This is a genomic window from Marinactinospora rubrisoli, assembly GCF_042664915.1.
Lineage (GTDB): Bacteria > Actinomycetota > Actinomycetes > Streptosporangiales > Streptosporangiaceae > Marinitenerispora > Marinitenerispora rubrisoli.
This window is the reverse complement of record NZ_JBHTBH010000003.1, coordinates 46,502-62,576: the sequence shown is the minus strand read 5'-3', so window position 1 is coordinate 62,576 and position 16,075 is coordinate 46,502. Positions and strand designations below refer to the sequence as shown.

The window sequence follows — 16,075 nt, the reverse complement described above, 5'->3', positions numbered from 1 at the left end:
CCTCAGCACGGTCTGCATGGTCGTCCCAGGCTAGAGCCGGCTCGCGTGCGGCGGGTACCGGCGGCCCGTCCGGCACCGCCCGGGGTCAGCCCGCGCAGCCGTCCACCGTGTCGGTGCGCTCGGTGCCGGCGGCGCGCTGGGCCGCCACACGGTCGCCGACCTCGGCCGGGGACAGCACCTCGTCGCCCGCGTAGTACACGTAGTCCACGTCCTGGGTGTACTCGCTGCGTCCACCGCCGCTGTGCGCGTCCAGGTCGATGAACCACTGGTTGAAGTTGATGGACATCGGTGAGTCCGGGTAGTACCGGCCGCCGTGCTCGGCGACCAGTTCGCCGTCGACGTGGTAGCGGACCGTCCCGCCGGACACCTGGACGACGAGGTCGTGCCAGCCGTCGAACGAGCCGCGCGCCACGTCGTGGGTGTTATCGGCCTGCCAGGGTTCGCGCTGGTAGGTCTCCCAGGAGGTGAAGAACAGCGCCGGGCCGGTCTCGCCCCAGCCGCCGTTGGGCAGGTACTCGAAGTCGAGTTCGCTGTAGGCCGGATCGTTGTCCGCGGCCAGCGGGGTGATGGTGAAGAAGGTCTGGACGAGCCGGTCGCCGTCCGGGCCGGTGACCGGGGCGTCGGTGAAGCGGACGCGCGCGGCGTAGGTGCCCTCGAAGAACTTGCGTTCACCGAAGGCCAGCTCCGCCTGGGTCGTCCCCGCGGGGGTGCCGTCGGTGGCGGCGTGCAGCCTGAGCAGCGTCGCGTCCTGCCCGTTGGGGAACCGTACGGCGTCGGCCGTCCACCCGGCGCCGGGGACTCCGGGGCCGCCCTGGTAGTCGCGCACGTTCCAGCCGTGCCCGGCCAGCTCCGGGTCGTCGCCGCCGCTGTAGGCGAAGTCGTCGAAGAAGACCCCGCACGAGGCGAGCGGGGCGTCGGCCGCGGTGGCCGAGACCGTGCCGGCCTCGGGGACGGCGCAGCCGGCCAAGGTCGCCGTGAGGGCGGTCACGAGGAGTACCGGGACCGGGGCGGGACAGCGAGTGGCCATGGTGGAAGGTCCTTTTCCGTGGGGGATGTGGCGGCCGGTGCCGAACGACACCGGTCCGGCCGCAGCGGAGGGGAGGCGCGCGGCCGGACCGGATCGGGGCGGCGGGTGGGGGATTGCCCGCCGCCGTGGGATGCGCGCCGTCCGGGCCCGCGGCGAGCGGGCGCCGGGGTTCGGCGCGGCGCGGTCTAGTAGGGGGTGAGGGTCACGGTGAACGACGCGGGCGCGTGGTCCTGGATGTAGGACGCGAACTCGGCCACGTCGTCGAAGGCGAACCCATAGGCCTTGCCGTCCTCGGTGTGGTCGTGGAAGGCCTTGGAATAGCGGTTCGTCACGTCGGCCTGGTAGAAGGTCGCGGGGTCCCGCGTGGGCTGTTCGCTCGCCGTCACCAGGGTGGACCGGTTGAACCCGGCGCCCAGGATGGCGGCGACCGGGCCCGTGATTCCGTCGTTGGGGGCGGCGAGCGCGCCGTCGCAGAAGAAGACGTCGCGGGTGGACGGCTTGCCGATGGGGGCGACCCCGCCGTCGAAGACGAACTGCCCCGAGCCGTCGACCCGCCCGGTGAAGGTGCCCGCGTTGGTGGTGACCCGCAGGTCGTTGCTCGCGTAGTGCGACCACACTTCGTCGATGTAGGGCGCGTAGTAGTCGGCCGGGAACAGGCCGGCGTCCAGGCCGTGGCCGGGAGCGATGATGCGGCGGCCGTCGGCGACGACGAGCGAGGAGAAGACCGGGTCGGCGGCGATGGCCGCGAAGATGGCCTCCCGTCCGCCCTCCACCAGTGTGCCGGTGGTCTGGTCCTGCTCCCCGTTCAGCTCGATGGCGAGCGGGACGCTGAACTGGTCGACCATGGTGGTGTTGCAGTACATCCCGGTGTCGTTGTGGGTGAACTCGACGGTGTCGTGCAGCACCCCGAAGTTGGGGTCGCTGCTCACCCAGCCGGCCGGGTACTGCAGCGCGGCGCGCCCGTCGCCGCCGGTGACCACCTTGAACCGGAGTTTGTCCTCCAGGGCGACGTAGATCCGCCCGGACATGAAGGGCAGGGCGAGATCGCCGGCCTCGGAGAGCGGGATGGCGTAGTCGGTGAAGCCGCCGTCGGTGTTGTCGGACTCCCGGACCGGGGTCAGAGCGCCGTCCCGGTTGACGTAGGACTGCTCGCCGGTCTCCAGGTTGGTGCCGACGATGTAGAGCCGGACCGCGCTGTCGGGGAACCGGCCGCTGTTGTTCACCACGGTCAGCGGCAGCGCGCCCGCTGCCGCCTGCGAACTGGTCAGACCGGCGCTGGTGGAGCTCGCGCACCCGGAGGCGCCGAGCAGGGGGATGCCCAGGGCTGCTGCGGAGGCGGTTCCCAGCAGAGTTCTTCGGCTGATCATGTCGCTTCTCCTTCGAGCGGGGGGAGTGCGGACCAATCTGGCGACTCCGCGTGACCGCGTCAATCCGCGAATGAGTGGGTTATGAAACTTGTTCATGTTGCTGCTGGTAGCGCAGTTGTGATGTGTTCCAGATCACAGTTTCATCTGATATGGGAGCGCTCTCATGGCGACTCGCCGCCCGCCGAACATCGCCTGCCACGAATCGGCGCGGCGAATGCGCAGGTCAACCGGGGTGTATCCGTACGGGCGTCCCGGGTTCCGGCCGCGCGGATCCGCCGCGGAGGGAGTGACACGGGTCTCACTCGGCGCCCTGTGGCGCACCGCCGCCACGGCGCGGGCACGGGGAGACGGCGCCACGCGCGGACCCCTCCGCCGATTCGGTCCGGTTCCGCGCCCGGGGGCCGCCCGACCAAGATCACCGACGGTGATCGACTTCGCGGTCCCAGGGGCGCGGGAGGCGTGGCGGGGCCGGGCCATCCCCTGTGCCGAAGATCTCACCTCGGCCGGTGCCGCGCAGGTGGCGGACCGGGCCGGTGCTACCTCAGCAGCTCCGCCAGATAACCGCGCCAGTACGGTTCGGGATCGACCGGACGGACTCCGGCGCGCAACCGCAGCGCCGCTCCCGGCGCGTAGAAGGCGGCCAGCGCCCGGGCGAGATCCGCCACATCATCCGGCGCGCACAACAGGCCGTCGACGCCGTCGCGCACGTGGTCCGGCAGCGTGCCGGTGCGGGTGGCGATGACCGGGAGGCCGTGCTCATGGGCCAGCCACACGTTCTGCGACGCCGTCGCCGAGCGGTACGGCAACACCAGGGCGTCGGCGTCCGCCATCAGGTCGGCGATCCCGGCGGCCGGCACGTAACCGTCGCGCAGCTCGACCCGGTCGGCGATGCCGAGCTTTTCGGCCAGGCCGCGCAGTGCCTCCGGGCCGCCCCAGAACTCCCCCGCGACGGTCAGCGTGACGTCGGGCGGACCCGCGGCGAGGGCGCGCAGCAGCACGTCGACCCCCTTGTAGGGCCGCACGAGGCCGAAGAACAGCAGGTGCCGGCGCACCCGCTGTTCCGGCGCCGCACCGGCCGCCGGGGCCGGCGTCCGCGGCAGGTGCGGGGGCAGTTCGGCGGTGCGCACGTCGGCGTCGCGCCCGGCGAGCAGTCCACGCGCCAGATCAGCCTGCCCCGGCGCGTGGGTGAGGACGGCGTCCACTCGGCGCAGCAGCCGGCGGACCAGCGCGACATCGGCGGCGCGCCGCTCGTGCGGCAGCACGTTGTGGCAGAGCGCCACCGTGCGCACCCCCCGCCCGGCACCGGCCAGCAGCCCCAAGTAGGGCGGGACCTGTACCGGCGACAGCACGGTGAGGACGAGCAGGTCGGCTGCGCGCCGCAGCTCACGGCCGGTCCGCCACCAGCCGTCGGGCCGGTACCAGGCCAGCCGCCGCCGCGTGCGCGGGTAGGGGGCGCCCTCCGGGGTGTCGATGGTCTGGCGACCCGGGTACAGGAACGCCGGGTACTGGGCCCGCCACGACTCGATCACGACGTCGTGCCCGGCCGCGGCCAGCCGGTGCGCCAGCTCGGTGGTGTGCCGGGCGCCGCCGCCCTTGTACGGGTGCGCCGGGCCGACCAGCACCACCCGCCGGCCGCCGCCGGGCCCGGAGTGCGTCATGTTCCGTTGTTCCGCGAGCGCACGATGAGGTCGGCGAGCAGCGCCATGGAGGCGATCATCAGTCCGGTGAGCACCAGCATGATGGTGTTGTTGCGGATGTACACCGGGTCGCTGACCACGTCATAGACGCCCTTGAGCGCGCCGATGCCGAGCAGCCACAGCGCGGGCGGCATCAGCACGTTCAGCGGGTTGAAGTACATGACCATGCGCAGCACCTGCAGGATGTAACGGTAGGCGTCGCGCACGAAGTGGAACTTGGAGCTGCCGGAGCGGGTGGCGTACTCGATGGGCACGTACCGCACGGGGTGCTGGTTGGAAAGGAACGCCAGGGTGATCGTGGTGACGCACGAGAACCCCGGCGGGAGCAGCCGCAGGTACGGCCGGGCGACGTCACGGCGGAACGCCCGCAGTCCGGAGTTGAGGTCGGGAATCCGGGTGTTCGTGAGCCGTTCGGCGAGCTTGCGGATCAGCCACTTGGTGGGGACGCGCAGCAGCTTGTGCGTGCCGGCCTCCTGGGTGCGGGCGCCCACCACCTGGTCGATGTCGGGGTCCTTGTCCAGGATGGCGACGAGTTCGGGGATCCGCTCGTTGGGGTAGCTCATGTCGGCGTCCGTCCACACGACGATCTCGCCGCGAGCCCGCTGGCTGCCGATGCGGCGCACCGTTCCGGCACCGCCGTTGTGCTCGAACGACATCACCCGCAGCCGGGGGAACCGCGGCTCGGCATCGCGCAGCCGCAACAGCGTCTCGTCGGTGGAGGCGTCGTCCACGGCCAGCAGCTCGTAGGAGTAGCCGGAGCCGTCCATCGCCGCGCAGATGCGCTCCACCTCGGTGACCACGTGGTCCTGCTCGTTGTAGCAGGGCAGGACGATGGTGACGTACGGGGCGTCGTCGGAGGTCACGTCGTCGGCCACGACTCGCCTTCCCTGGGGGTCGGTCACGGGGGCGGGGGTGCTGCCATCGTAGTGGCGGCGCGCGGTCCTCAGCGGTCCGCGCGGGCGGCGTCATCGGCGGGGACCACGGCCACCCACACGTCGCCGTTGAACGCCCACGGACCGGCCGGCGGGCGCATGAGGGTGCTGGGGTCCTGGTCGGTGTGCACGTCGAAGGCGTGCTCGACGCGGACCGGCTCAGGGAGGTGGCCGAGCAGCCTCTCGTGGGAGTCGCCGGCCAGGACCGGCGTGCGGCCGCGTTCGCGCACCTCGGCCGCCACGCGCCGCACGGTCTCGGGGTCGGCCGGCTCCACGTGCGCGGTCGGTGCGCCGCACATGCCGCGGATCAGCTGCGCGAACTTGCTGTTGGTGGCGGCGTCCACGATGAGCACGCTGCCGTCCTCGGGGATGGCCGCGCACAACCGCTCGGCCCCGGCCACCGAACCGTCGCCGGTGCGATAGGTCATGAACACGCCGCACACGTTGCGGAGCAGCTGCCCGAACGCGTCGTCGGCGGCCACCGAACCGCCGCACCTCGACGCGGTGTCCGCCACCGTGCCGACGTCCATCCGGTAGGACATGATGCCGCCCGCGGTGACCGCGGTGGGCACCAGGACCGCCGCGGCGCCCACCGCGGCGACCGCGCCGGACAGCCACGTGGGCGGGCGGACGGGATGGGTCCGCAGCCACCGCACGGCGTAGGCCAGGAACCACACGGCGAGCAGCACGAACGCCGGCAGTACCAGCACGACCAGCCGGCGGGCGGCCCACGGGTGGTCGGGGGTGATGGCGGGACGCAGCAGCGTGGCCGCCACCGTCCAGACGAGCAGCATCAGCGGCAGCACCCACTGCGGGTCCCGGCCGCGCAGGACGCGGCGCAGCAGCAGCGCGGCCCCGAGCGTGGCCAGCAGGACGGTGGCGAGCCCGACGTACCAGCCGACCCAGTACAGGGTCATCTCCTCGTAGGTGCGGTCCGGGTCCACCGCCAGCCCCTCGTACTGCTGTACCTGGCCGACGAAGATGCCCGTGGCGTCGTCGCCGTGTCCGCGCTGGACGTAGAGGAGCGGGCGCACGGCGAAGCCGGCCATCACCAGCACCACCAGGACCGCCGCCGCGTTGGACACGAACGCCCGCCGCGGTCCGCTCAGCCGCGGCAGCCCGCGCCGCCACAGCAGGGCGGTGCCCAGCGCCACGGCGGCCACCACCAGGCCGCAGATCAGCAGCAGGGGGCGCAGCGAGTCGGACAGGTACTCCAGGTAGGGCCGGGAGAGCCCGAACCCGGCGACCAGGCCGTACCCGAGCCCGGCGGCGAGTCCGGCGAGCAGTGGCACCGCCTGGGCCCGGCGGGCGAGCAGCAGCAGCGCGGCGAACGCGATCACCGGCAGCACGTCGCGCAGCGCGTCGATACGCACCACCAGTCCGAGCCCGAACGCCAGGCCGGCGGACGCGGCCAGGGCGTGCGGCACGCCCCATCTCTCCCGTGCCGCCACGAACGGCCGTTCACTCGCCACGGAGGCTCCCCCACAAGCCCGTTCACTCGCCACGGAGGCTCCTCGATAGGCCAGGGCGTCGTAGGCCAGGACGAGCGCGCCGACGAGCAGGACCTGGGCGGCCGGTTCGCTGTAGGTGGAGCGGCTGACCCACTGCTCGGGCAGGCAGACGGCGAGCGCGAGCGCGGCCAGCGGCGCCCAGCGCGGCCCGATGAGCCGCGCGGCCAGGCCGGCGAAGGTGAGCACCCCGAGCGCGCCGATCAGCGGCGCCGTGACGAGCATTCCGTCGAGTCCGCCGATCCAGTACCCGACCGAGAGGATGAGCGGCATCCCGGCCAGGAACTGCGGCCAGATGACATCGCCGACCTGGTAGAAGGCGGCGCTGTCGTAGGAGAGGGCGGGGTCGTCCCCGGCGATGAGGTCGCGCTGCTGCGGGATCGGCAGCGATCCGTGCTGGGCGATCCACGCGGTGAACTGCGCGTAGGAGGCCGGGTCGCGGCGGATGACGATCTGCTCGGAGTGGTACAGGATCTGCACGGCGGCGAACGCCAGCGTGATCAGCACCACGGCGACGACCGGCCACCACGGGGTCTCCCGCTCCTGCCCGTTCACACGCCCCGGGTGGCTTGGCAGGTCGGGCACCCAGCGGGGGACGATCGCGACCGCGGCGGCCACCGCCGGCAGGCCCAATACGGCGCCGGCGAGCGGCGTGAACTGGCCGGCCACGAGGAGCGGGAACGCGACCAGCAGCCAGGCACCGAGTACGACGACGGGCGCGACGGTGAGGCGGGCGAGGAGGCGTCCGGGTGTCAGGCGCATGCAGCCACGATGCCAGCTCCGCGCGGCGGTCGGGACGCGGCGGGCCTCCGCTCCCCTGACCATCCCGACACATCAGGCAGACCCGACATAACGCACTGGTCTGCCGGGCCGCCCGCGCACGCGACAGCGGCCGAGTAGCATGTGACCTCCCGTCAGCCCGCCGTCCCGCCCGTCCGGAAGGAGCGCACGTGCCAGCGCGGACCCCTGAGGAGATGTGGCGGGCCGCCGCCGCGGTGGACGGGGCGCGGCCCTTCGTCACCGCCTACGACGATCACGGCCGCGTCGAGCTCTCCTACGCGACGTTCGACAACTGGGTCGCCAAGACCGCGAACCTGATCGTCGACGGCCTCGGCGCCGAGCCGGGGGAACGGGTCGTGCTCGCCCTTCCCGTGCACTGGCAGAGCCTCGTCTGGGTGCTCGCCTGCTGGTCGGCGGGGGTGGCGGTGGTCCCGGCCGGGGGAACGCCGCAGGCGGCGGAGGGCTCCGGCGATCTGCCGGAGGGCGAGATCGTGGTGGCCGACGCCCCGCGCCTGGCCGCCGCCCTGGACAGCGGGGCCCGGGAGGTCGTCGGCGCCTCGCTGCATCCGCTCGGCGCCCCGCTCGCGGACTGCCCGCCCACGGTCCTGGATTACGCGGTGGAGGTGCGCGGGTTCGCGGACCGGTTCCACTCCCCCGTGCCGGTCGATCCGGCCGCCGTCGCACTGGACGGCCCGGTGCGGCTCACCGGGGCCGAACTCGCGGAGCGGGCCGATCGCCGGGCCGCGGACTGGCGGCTGACAGCGGCGGACCGGGTGGCTATGATCGCTTCCGCGCCGAATCTCCCCACCGCGTTCGGTCCCGATCTGTCGGGATTTCTGGCACTGATCGCCCCCGCGTCCTCTCTGGTGCTAACGCCCGGTGCCGATTCGGCTAACCTGCAAGCACGGCTTGGCATGGAGCGTGTCACGGCGATCGCCGGCCCCCCGCCCGAATCCCCCTCGCTCTCGGGCTCCATCAGGCCGTTGACCTGACACCGACCCTTTGGTGCGCAATGCCCAGATCCCGCTCCTCGTCCCGAAGGTCCGCGCGGAGAGCCCAGAAAGCCTCCCCCCTCCCCTCGTTCCGCTCCGTCCGGAACAGCCTCACCACCGGCGGCTGGGTCGCGGTCATCACCACGGCGCTGGTCATCTGCTCCAGCCTGACCGCCTACGGCGCCTACTACGACATCTACGGCAACATCAACCAGGAGAGCGTCGACACCGACGCCTTCGGTGACCGCCCCACCAAGGTGGACGGCGCGGTGAACATCCTGGTGATCGGCTCCGACGTGCGCACCGGCGAGAACGCCGACTACGGCGAAGCCGAAGGTGAGCGTCCCGACACCCTCGTCATCGCGCACATTTCACCCGACCAGAACAGCGCGACCCTCGTCAACCTCCCGCGCGACAGCTATCTGGATCTGCCCGCCTGCGCGGCCACCGACGACAAACCCGGCTACGACGCGCACACCGGCATGATCGGCGAGGCCATGAGCCTCGGCGGCGTGAGCTGCCTGTGGACGACCGTCGAACAGCTGACCGGCATCCACATCGACCACTTCGTCAGCGTCGACTTCACCGGCTTCAAGGGGATGGTCGACGCGATCGGCGGTGTCGACATGTGCATCCCGCAGGCCATCCAGGACGACAAGGCCCATCTGGATCTGGAGGCCGGCGAGCAGACGCTGAACGGTGAGCAGGCGCTGGGATACGTGCGGTCGCGCTACGCCCAAGGTGATGGCAGCGACATCGGCCGCATCGAACGCCAGCAGGAGTTCATGGGCGCCATGCTGCGCCAGGTGATGAGCAGCGAGGTCCTGGCCAGCCCGAGCAACCTGTACGCCTTCCTCGGCTCGGTCACCGACTCCATCACCACCGACGACGAGTTCACCGTCGACGCCATGGCCGACATCGCGATCGCCATGCGCGAGGTCGACATGGCCAGCGTGCGGTTCATGACGGTGCCGAACGGCCCGCACCCGATGGACGAGAACCGCATCGCCTGGACCGAGCCGGAGGCCGGCGAACTGTTCCAGGCGATCGCCCAGGACGTCGACCTGTCCGGCGAGGACGAGGGCGGCGGCGGAGGCGGTGGCGGCGGAGGCGGCCAGAGCGAGGAAGGCGGCTCCGGCGGCGGAGCGGCGGCGGAGACTCCGGAGGTCTCGCCCGGTGACGTCTCCGTGGAGATCCTCAACGGCACCGACATCAGCGGGCTGGCCGGTCAGGTCTCCGAACTGCTGGGCGCCGAGGGCTTCGTGGTCGCCGGCACCGGCAACCCCGCCGACGGCCCATCGGACACGACCACCGTCTACTACGGCCCCGGCCAGGAGTCGCACGCCACCGCAGTGGCCGATCAGCTCGCCAGCGCCACCACGGCGGAGAACCCCGCCCTGGGCACCACGGTCCAGCTCGTACTGGGCGCCGACTGGAACGGCATGCAGGGTTCGGCCGGCGTCCCCGACTCGGTGCGCGACAACGCGCGCAGCGCCGAGGAGGAGCAGACCCAGTGCGGCTGATGCGTACCGCGGGCCGGCTGACCCCGGCCGGCCCGCACCACACTGATCACCTGGCCGCGTTTTCGGCGTAACATCCCGCGTATCACCGCGTCGGCGTTTCCCGCGCCGGCGCGGTTTTCGTCCCCCTCTGACCAGATCGTTGGTGCCGAATGCCCGCATGTGTGGAGCCTCCGTGGCGAGTGCACGGGAAAGCACGGTCTCCGTGGCGAGTGCACGGGAAAGCACGGTCTCCGTGGCGAGTGCACGGGAAAGCGCGCTCTCCGTGGCGAGTGCACGGGAAAGCACAGCCTCCCGTCGCGAGTGGAGGAGCCTCCCATGGCGAATGACCGGGGGCGCCGCAGGTCGGCGCCCGACGCTCCGGCTCGGCCCTGGGAGCAGCTCACCCGGGGCGGCTGGGTGGCGATCGGCACGACGGCCCTGGTCATCGCCAGCAGCCTGACCGCCTACGGTGCGTACTACGACATCTACGGCAACATCAACGCTGAGAGCGTCGACACCGACGCCTTCGGCGACCGCCCCACCAAGGTGGAGGGGGCGGTGAACATCCTGCTGATCGGCTCCGACGTGCGCACCGGCGAGAACGCCGACTACGGCGCCGCCGAGGGCGAGCGCCCGGACACGCTGATCATCGCGCACGTCTCCCCGGACCATGACGGCGCGACACTGGTGAACATCCCCCGCGACAGCTATCTGGATCTGCCGGCCTGCGCGGCCACCGACGACAAACCCGGCTACGACCCGCACCTCGGCATGATCGGCGAGGCCATGAGCCTCGGCGGGGTCGGCTGCCTGTGGACCACGGTGGAGCAGCTGACCGGCATCCACATCGACCACTTCGTCAGCGTCGACTTCACCGGCTTCAAGGGGATGGTCGACGCGATCGGCGGCGTGGAGATGTGCGTCCCGGCGGCCGTGCAGGACGAGAAGGCCAAGCTCGACATCGAGGCCGGCGAGCAGACCCTTGATGGCGAGACGGCGCTGGCCTACGTGCGTTCCCGCTATGCCCAGGGCGACGGCACCGACATCTCGCGGATCGACCGCCAGCAGGAGTTCATGGGCGCCATGCTCCGCAAGGTGATGAGCAGCGACGTGCTGGCCAGTCCCGGCAACCTGTACGCCTTCCTCGGCTCGGTCACCGACTCCATCACCACCGACGACGAGTTCACCGTCGACGCCATGGCCGATGTCGCCATCGCCATGCGCGAGGTCGACATGGCCAGCGTGCGGTTCGTCACCGTGCCCAACGGCCAGCATCCGCTGGACACCAACCGCATCGCGTGGCGGGAGCCGGACGCCTCGCAGCTGTTCGAGGCGATCGCCACCGATGTGGAGCTGTCCGAGCCGGAGGACTCCGGGTCGGAGCCGGACTCGGGCGACGCGCCACAGGAGGACGCCGAGGCCGAGGTCACTCCGGCCGACCCGTCGGCGGTCGCCGTGGAGGTGCTCAACGCCACCGACGTGGACGGGCTCGGCGCCGACACGGGTGCGGAGCTGACCGCCGCGGGCTTCCAGGTGGCGGGGACCGGAAACCCGTCCGGCGAGACGCCGAGTGCGACGACCGTCTACTACGCCCCCGGCCAGGAGTCGCACGCCGCGGCGGTGGCCGAGCACGTGGACGGCGCTCGCATCGAGGAGGACGCCACGCTCGGTGAGACGGTGCTCCTGGTCCTCGCCGGGGACGCCGGCGGGTCCGGCGCGGCGGAGCTGCCCGGAGCGGAGTCGGCGCGGACCGCGGAGGAGACGGAGAACGCCTGCGGCTGATCGCGGCCCGGGAGCCCCCGAATGCATCGACGGCCCGGCGCGGGAGTTCCCGCGCCGGGCCGTCGGCGGTTTCCGGGTCAGGAGGCCGGCTGGCCCACCGTGGCGAACCGGTCGAGCTGGATCCGTTGCGGCGCGGTGCCGTCGACCACGAGGTCGGTCCACATCTGGCAGACCCGGCGCAGCGCGTAGTGCCCGGTGATCTCCGCCCGCGCGGAGGCACGGACCGCGTCGAACCGGCCCTCGCTCACAACGCGGTGGATGGCGTCGGCCATCGCGTCGGTGTCCTCGTGCACCCACCGCCGCGAGTAGATGGTGTCCGCGCCGGGCCACGCCAGGACGGCCGGGACTCCGCCGGAGGCGGCGCCCTCCGCCGGGGCCAGGTGGAAGCTCTCGTCGTCGCTGGTGGAGATCACGAAGCCCACCCGGCGCAGCCACGCGGCGACGTCGGGGCCGAACGGGTCGAAGATGACTCCGTCGGCCAGCAGGTCGCTGCGCTGGATCCGGCGGTAGGTGCGCTCGTAGTACTCGCGCTCCTCCGGCCGGTTCCAGATCCACCAGTAGTCCCACGGCTGCTTGGTCTTGACGACCATGGTGTAGCGCGGGTCGCGGCGGCGGAGTTCGGCGAGCACGTCCAGGCCGCGGTCGATCCGCTTGCGCGACGGCGCGATGCCGATCATCCCGAGTGTGTACTCGGCGCCGGGGAGCTTGGGGCGGTACAGCTGCTCGTCGTCGACCCAGTTCGGCAGCACGACGATCTTGTCGGCCGGCCAGCCGACCCGCTCGCGGGTGAGGTCGGCGTAGTAGGGGCTGACGCAGATGACCGCGTCGATCTTGTCGATGTCGAGCTTGCGCGGCCACTCCGCGTACAGCTCGAATCGGTGCAGCCGCACGAGCAGCCGTTGGCCGGGCCGCTTGTGCTGGGCGTAGAACAGCGCGTTCGGCCCGCACCACTCACAGATGACGACGTCGGCCCAGGCGGCGAGTTCCTTGCTGCGGTACTGGTCGTGGGTGCGCAGCGCCTCCCACTCGTCCAGCCGTACCTCCAGGCCGGGCAGCGACATGAGGTGGTCGGCCAGCCGGGTGAAGAACTTCAGGTCGTGGCCGGCGACCACGACGCGCAGCGGGCGCTCGGTGCTGATGCCGGCTGGTGCGGCCGGGAAGGCGAGATCGAGGTAGCCGCGCAGCCGCTCGGCGGCGCGCTCCAGCGTGAACTTGGCCGAGGCGGCGGCGCACCGCTCGGCGGCCCGCCGGTAGACGTCGGGGTCGGCCGCCAGCGCGAGCACGTCGGCGACGGACTCGATGTCCTCACCGGCGTAGAGCGGGTAGTCGGCGCCGAGCAGTTCCTCGTGCATCGGCGTGCGGTTGAGCACGACCGGCAGGCCGAGGGCGCCCAGCTCCAGCACCTTGGTGGACAGTTCCAGGCTGGCGTCCATCTCGGGGTCGCGCCAGGACAGGCCGATGTCGCACTGCGCGGAGAGCCGCAGCGCCTCGGCGCGGGACTGCCCGCCGTGCCAGACCAGATCGGGGGTGTCCTCCAGCGCTTTGGCCATGCGTTTGGCCCAGTCCGGGGAGTCCCGGTGGATCTTGTCGCCGATCATGTGCAGTTCGGCCGGGATCCCCTGCGCGGCGAGCGCGGCGGGCAGCTCGGTCATCTCCAGCGTGTTCCACCGTGGCGCGAACTTGCCGGTGTAGACGAGCTTCAGCGGCTCGTGCGGCACGCCGGAACCGGCGACGCCCTCTGGCACCACGACCACCGGCGGGAACAGCACGCTCTTGCCGCACGCGGCCGGGACGGAGGATTCCAGGAAGTCGCGCAGCTCCTCGGTCTGGCAGAGCAGGAACCGGGAGGCCACGGCGATGTCGGTCAGCTCGGAGACCGCGGCGGAGGTCAGCTCGGCGACGTTCTGCGGCACGTCGGTGAGGTAGGTCCACAGCCGCCCGGCCAGCTCCTCGGCCTGGGCCGCCGCGATGGCCGCCCGCCGCCCGCGCACCACGACGAGGTCGAACCGGGCCTCGCCGTCCAGCCGGTTGATCAGGCCCACCGCCTGCTCCGGCGTGAGGCCGCGCGGCCCGAGGTCGGAGAGCAGCGACTCCTCGTAGGGCCGGCGCACCGTGACCCCGGGCACGCCGGTGAGCGGCGCCACCAGCCGGTCGGTCTTCACGGGCGCCTTCAGCAGCAGGGTGACCTCACACCCGGCAGCCGCCAGGCCCTGGGTCATCGACTGCGCCCAGATCGCCGAGCCGTCGATGATATTGAGGTCGACGTCCCCGTAGACGAGTGCGCGAATGGTCACGTGTTTCCCTTCGAAACCGATCCACCGCGAAAGGAGCACGGTGAACTGTACGCGGGCGCCGCCGCTCGGGGAAGCGGCGACCGCGGATGGAAGCGGACTGCCTGTGGACGGAGCGGTGAGCCGACGAGCGAGCGGAACCGGCGCCGCCCCGCGCCGGAGGCCATTCCCACGGGGCCGGTGCAGCAAGCGAGAAGGCGAACGCGACCAGCACCACCCAACGGTGAGCCGACGAGCGAACGCAACCGGCGCCGCCCCGCGCCGGAGGCCATTCCCACGGGGCCGGTGCAGCAAGCGAGAAGGCGAACGCGACCAGCACCACCCAACGGTGAGCCGACGAGCGAACGCAACCGGCGCCGCCGCACGCCGGAGGCGAGTGCGTCCGGTGACCCACCCACGCCCGTCACCCCGTGCTCGGGGCGCTGTGCACCCGGCCGTGTTCCGCATCGCGTCCGGACTCGCGGGCGGGGCCGAGCGCCAGCAGCCGGGCGCCGTGCCGGTTCCACACCCCCGGGTGCAGGCCGCGCAGCACGAGCTCGCGGCGGGCCAGCTCCGGCTCGATCGCGCTGACGAACACGTAGTCCTGGTCGGCCCAGTTCATTGCGGAACCGTCGTCGGCGGCCACGCTCCACGGCGCGATCGCCGGCCCGACCGCGTCGGCGCCGGAGCACTCCGCGGCGCACAGCAGGTCGGCGAGGTATCCGGCTCCGCTGGAGGCGCGCCACAGCGCGGTCCACGGCGCGTCGGCCGCGGCAGCCAGTCCGGCCCAGTGGGCGGGGGTGGGCTCCGCCGTCGGCTCGACGTCGGCGGTGCGCAGCGGCACGCCGTGCGAGCGCAGCCGCTCGATGCCGGTGAGGTGTTCGGCCCCACGCGGGACCACGACCTCCGCCGGCGCGTGCAGCTGGTTGAGCACGTCGTCCGCGAGGGCCAGCGACGCGACGTCGTCGGTGGGGTGGGCGAGCAGCGCCACGGAACGGTGCCGGAGCGTGCGGGCCGCGCCGCCGGCGCCGGGGGCGAGTTCGACCCTGCCGAGGATGTCGGCGAGCCGGGCCGGGGTGGCGCGTTCGAGGAAGAGGGTGCGCAGGGTCGCCCGCACCTCTTCCGGGGTGAGCGCGCCGGAGGTGCGCAGTACCGACAGCTCACGTTGCGTCTCGCCGGAACGCAGCGACCCGGCGTGCACGGCGGCGGTGCGCAGCACCCCGTCCGGCAGCCCGGCGTCCGCATCGGAGTTGGGGGTGTCGAGCAGCAGCGCGCGGGTGCCGCAGGCCAGGGCCCGCTGGGCGAGCCCGGGGTCGGCCACCACGACCCCGGCGGCGCCGCGCAGCGCCTCCGGGAGCGTCCGCCAGTCGGGGGTGCGCTGGCCGAGGCCGTCCGCGGTGAGCTGGTCGAGCAGCGCGGCCACCGCGGGACGCGGGCGGGCGGCGGCGGGCAGGTAGCTGGGCGCCGTCTCCCGCTCCGGCTCGGTGGCGATGGGGTTGAAGCGGTGCAGCGGAACGCCGAGGTCGCCGTCGTGGACGTGGTCGAAGCCGACGGTCGCGAGTCCCGGTGGCGCGGGGGCGTCGCGGACCAGCACGGCGGGAACGCCGCGGGACGCCGCGGCCGAGACCACCCAGTGCAGCGCCCGGGTGCGGTCGGCGGCGGCGGGGTCGCCCACGTGCGCCCACGGTGAGCCGGGCGACGCCGCGGAGGCGCTCACCAGGACCACGTCGGCGTCGATCGTGTCGAACACGACCTGGGCGTCGTGCGGCCGCAGCGGCACCACCCGGACGTAGGGCTCGATGGCGGCGTGCGCCTCGGGGGAGAGCACGCCGGCGACGACCAGCCGGTCTCCGTGGGCACCGGCGGTGCCGGACAGCAGCCGGGTCTCCTGCCGCTCGGCGTCGTAGGAGCGGACCGGTTGGGCGGAGCGGCGGCGCCGGGCGCCGCCGGCCTGGGTGGTGCGAGTGGCGCCGCGCCAGAGCCGGAACAGGTCGCGGGGCAGCCGGACGAGGCCGCGGCCGGGCCGTTTGGCGGCCTCGGCGAGCGCCCGGCCGACCTGGAGCGAGGTGGACGCCTCCAGGGCGGCCAGGCGGGCCTGCGCCTCCTGGAGCTGTGCCTCCCGCTCCGAGAGCGCCCGACGGAGCTGTTCGGTCTGGCTCTGTTCACGCCGTTTCACGGGGTTTCCCTACTTCGCGAGGTTCGACGGGGGATGAGAGGT

Annotated in this window: 10 protein-coding genes; 3 read left to right on the top strand and 7 right to left on the bottom strand. The window is 72.7% G+C overall.

Annotated features, from left to right (window positions below):
- Nucleotides 1-85 precede the first annotated feature (85 nt).
- The 5 genes from ACFQRF_RS07095 to ACFQRF_RS07075 form a co-directional block, all read right to left on the bottom strand.
- On the bottom strand, nt 86-1,027 hold the full coding sequence (locus ACFQRF_RS07095) for a glycoside hydrolase family 16 protein (RefSeq protein WP_379869863.1): 942 nt from the start codon (nt 1,025-1,027) through the stop codon (nt 86-88).
- A 185-nt stretch (nt 1,028-1,212) separates the two neighbouring features.
- A complete protein-coding gene (locus tag ACFQRF_RS07090) occupies nt 1,213-2,394 on the bottom strand; it encodes a glycoside hydrolase family 64 protein (protein WP_379869862.1) in 1,182 nt (393 codons plus the stop codon).
- 536 nt (nt 2,395-2,930) lie between these two features.
- Nucleotides 2,931-4,052, bottom strand: coding sequence for a glycosyltransferase family 4 protein (locus ACFQRF_RS07085; protein WP_379869860.1), 1,122 nt, complete (start codon nt 4,050-4,052; stop codon nt 2,931-2,933).
- Nucleotides 4,049-4,966: a glycosyltransferase family 2 protein gene (locus tag ACFQRF_RS07080; RefSeq protein ID WP_379869858.1), complete on the bottom strand. Its 918-nt coding sequence runs from the start codon at nt 4,964-4,966 to the stop codon at nt 4,049-4,051. Before ACFQRF_RS07080 ends, ACFQRF_RS07085 begins: the two co-directional genes overlap by 4 nt.
- Nucleotides 4,967-5,034: 68 nt before the next feature.
- Complete coding sequence (locus tag ACFQRF_RS07075) at nt 5,035-7,293, bottom strand: hypothetical protein (RefSeq protein ID WP_379869857.1); 2,259 nt, start codon at nt 7,291-7,293, stop codon at nt 5,035-5,037.
- Between the two features lie 188 nt (nt 7,294-7,481).
- On the opposite strand from ACFQRF_RS07075, the gene ACFQRF_RS07070 reads away from it, so the two are divergent.
- The 3 genes from ACFQRF_RS07070 (at nt 7,482) to ACFQRF_RS07060 (ending at nt 11,587) form a co-directional block, all read left to right on the top strand.
- Complete coding sequence (locus ACFQRF_RS07070; protein ID WP_379869855.1) at nt 7,482-8,303, top strand: TIGR03089 family protein; 822 nt, start codon at nt 7,482-7,484, stop codon at nt 8,301-8,303.
- 20 nt (nt 8,304-8,323) lie between these two features.
- Entirely contained in the window at nt 8,324-9,826 is a 1,503-nt protein-coding gene (locus tag ACFQRF_RS07065) for an LCP family protein (protein ID WP_379869854.1), read from the top strand.
- Nucleotides 9,827-10,141: 315 nt separating this feature from the next.
- A complete protein-coding gene (locus ACFQRF_RS07060) occupies nt 10,142-11,587 on the top strand; it encodes an LCP family protein (RefSeq protein ID WP_379869852.1) in 1,446 nt (481 codons plus the stop codon).
- A 77-nt stretch (nt 11,588-11,664) separates the two neighbouring features.
- Here the strand turns inward: ACFQRF_RS07060 and ACFQRF_RS07055 are convergent, their stop codons facing one another.
- Nucleotides 11,665-13,806 carry a glycosyltransferase gene (locus ACFQRF_RS07055; RefSeq protein WP_379870408.1) on the bottom strand — a complete coding sequence of 714 codons (2,142 nt, stop codon included), beginning with the start codon at nt 13,804-13,806 and terminating at the stop codon, nt 11,665-11,667.
- Nucleotides 13,807-14,281: 475 nt separating this feature from the next.
- Nucleotides 14,282-16,033 (bottom strand): hypothetical protein, encoded by a 1,752-nt coding sequence (locus ACFQRF_RS07050; RefSeq protein ID WP_379869850.1) that lies wholly within the window; start codon nt 16,031-16,033, stop codon nt 14,282-14,284.
- Nucleotides 16,034-16,075: the final 42 nt, after the last annotated feature.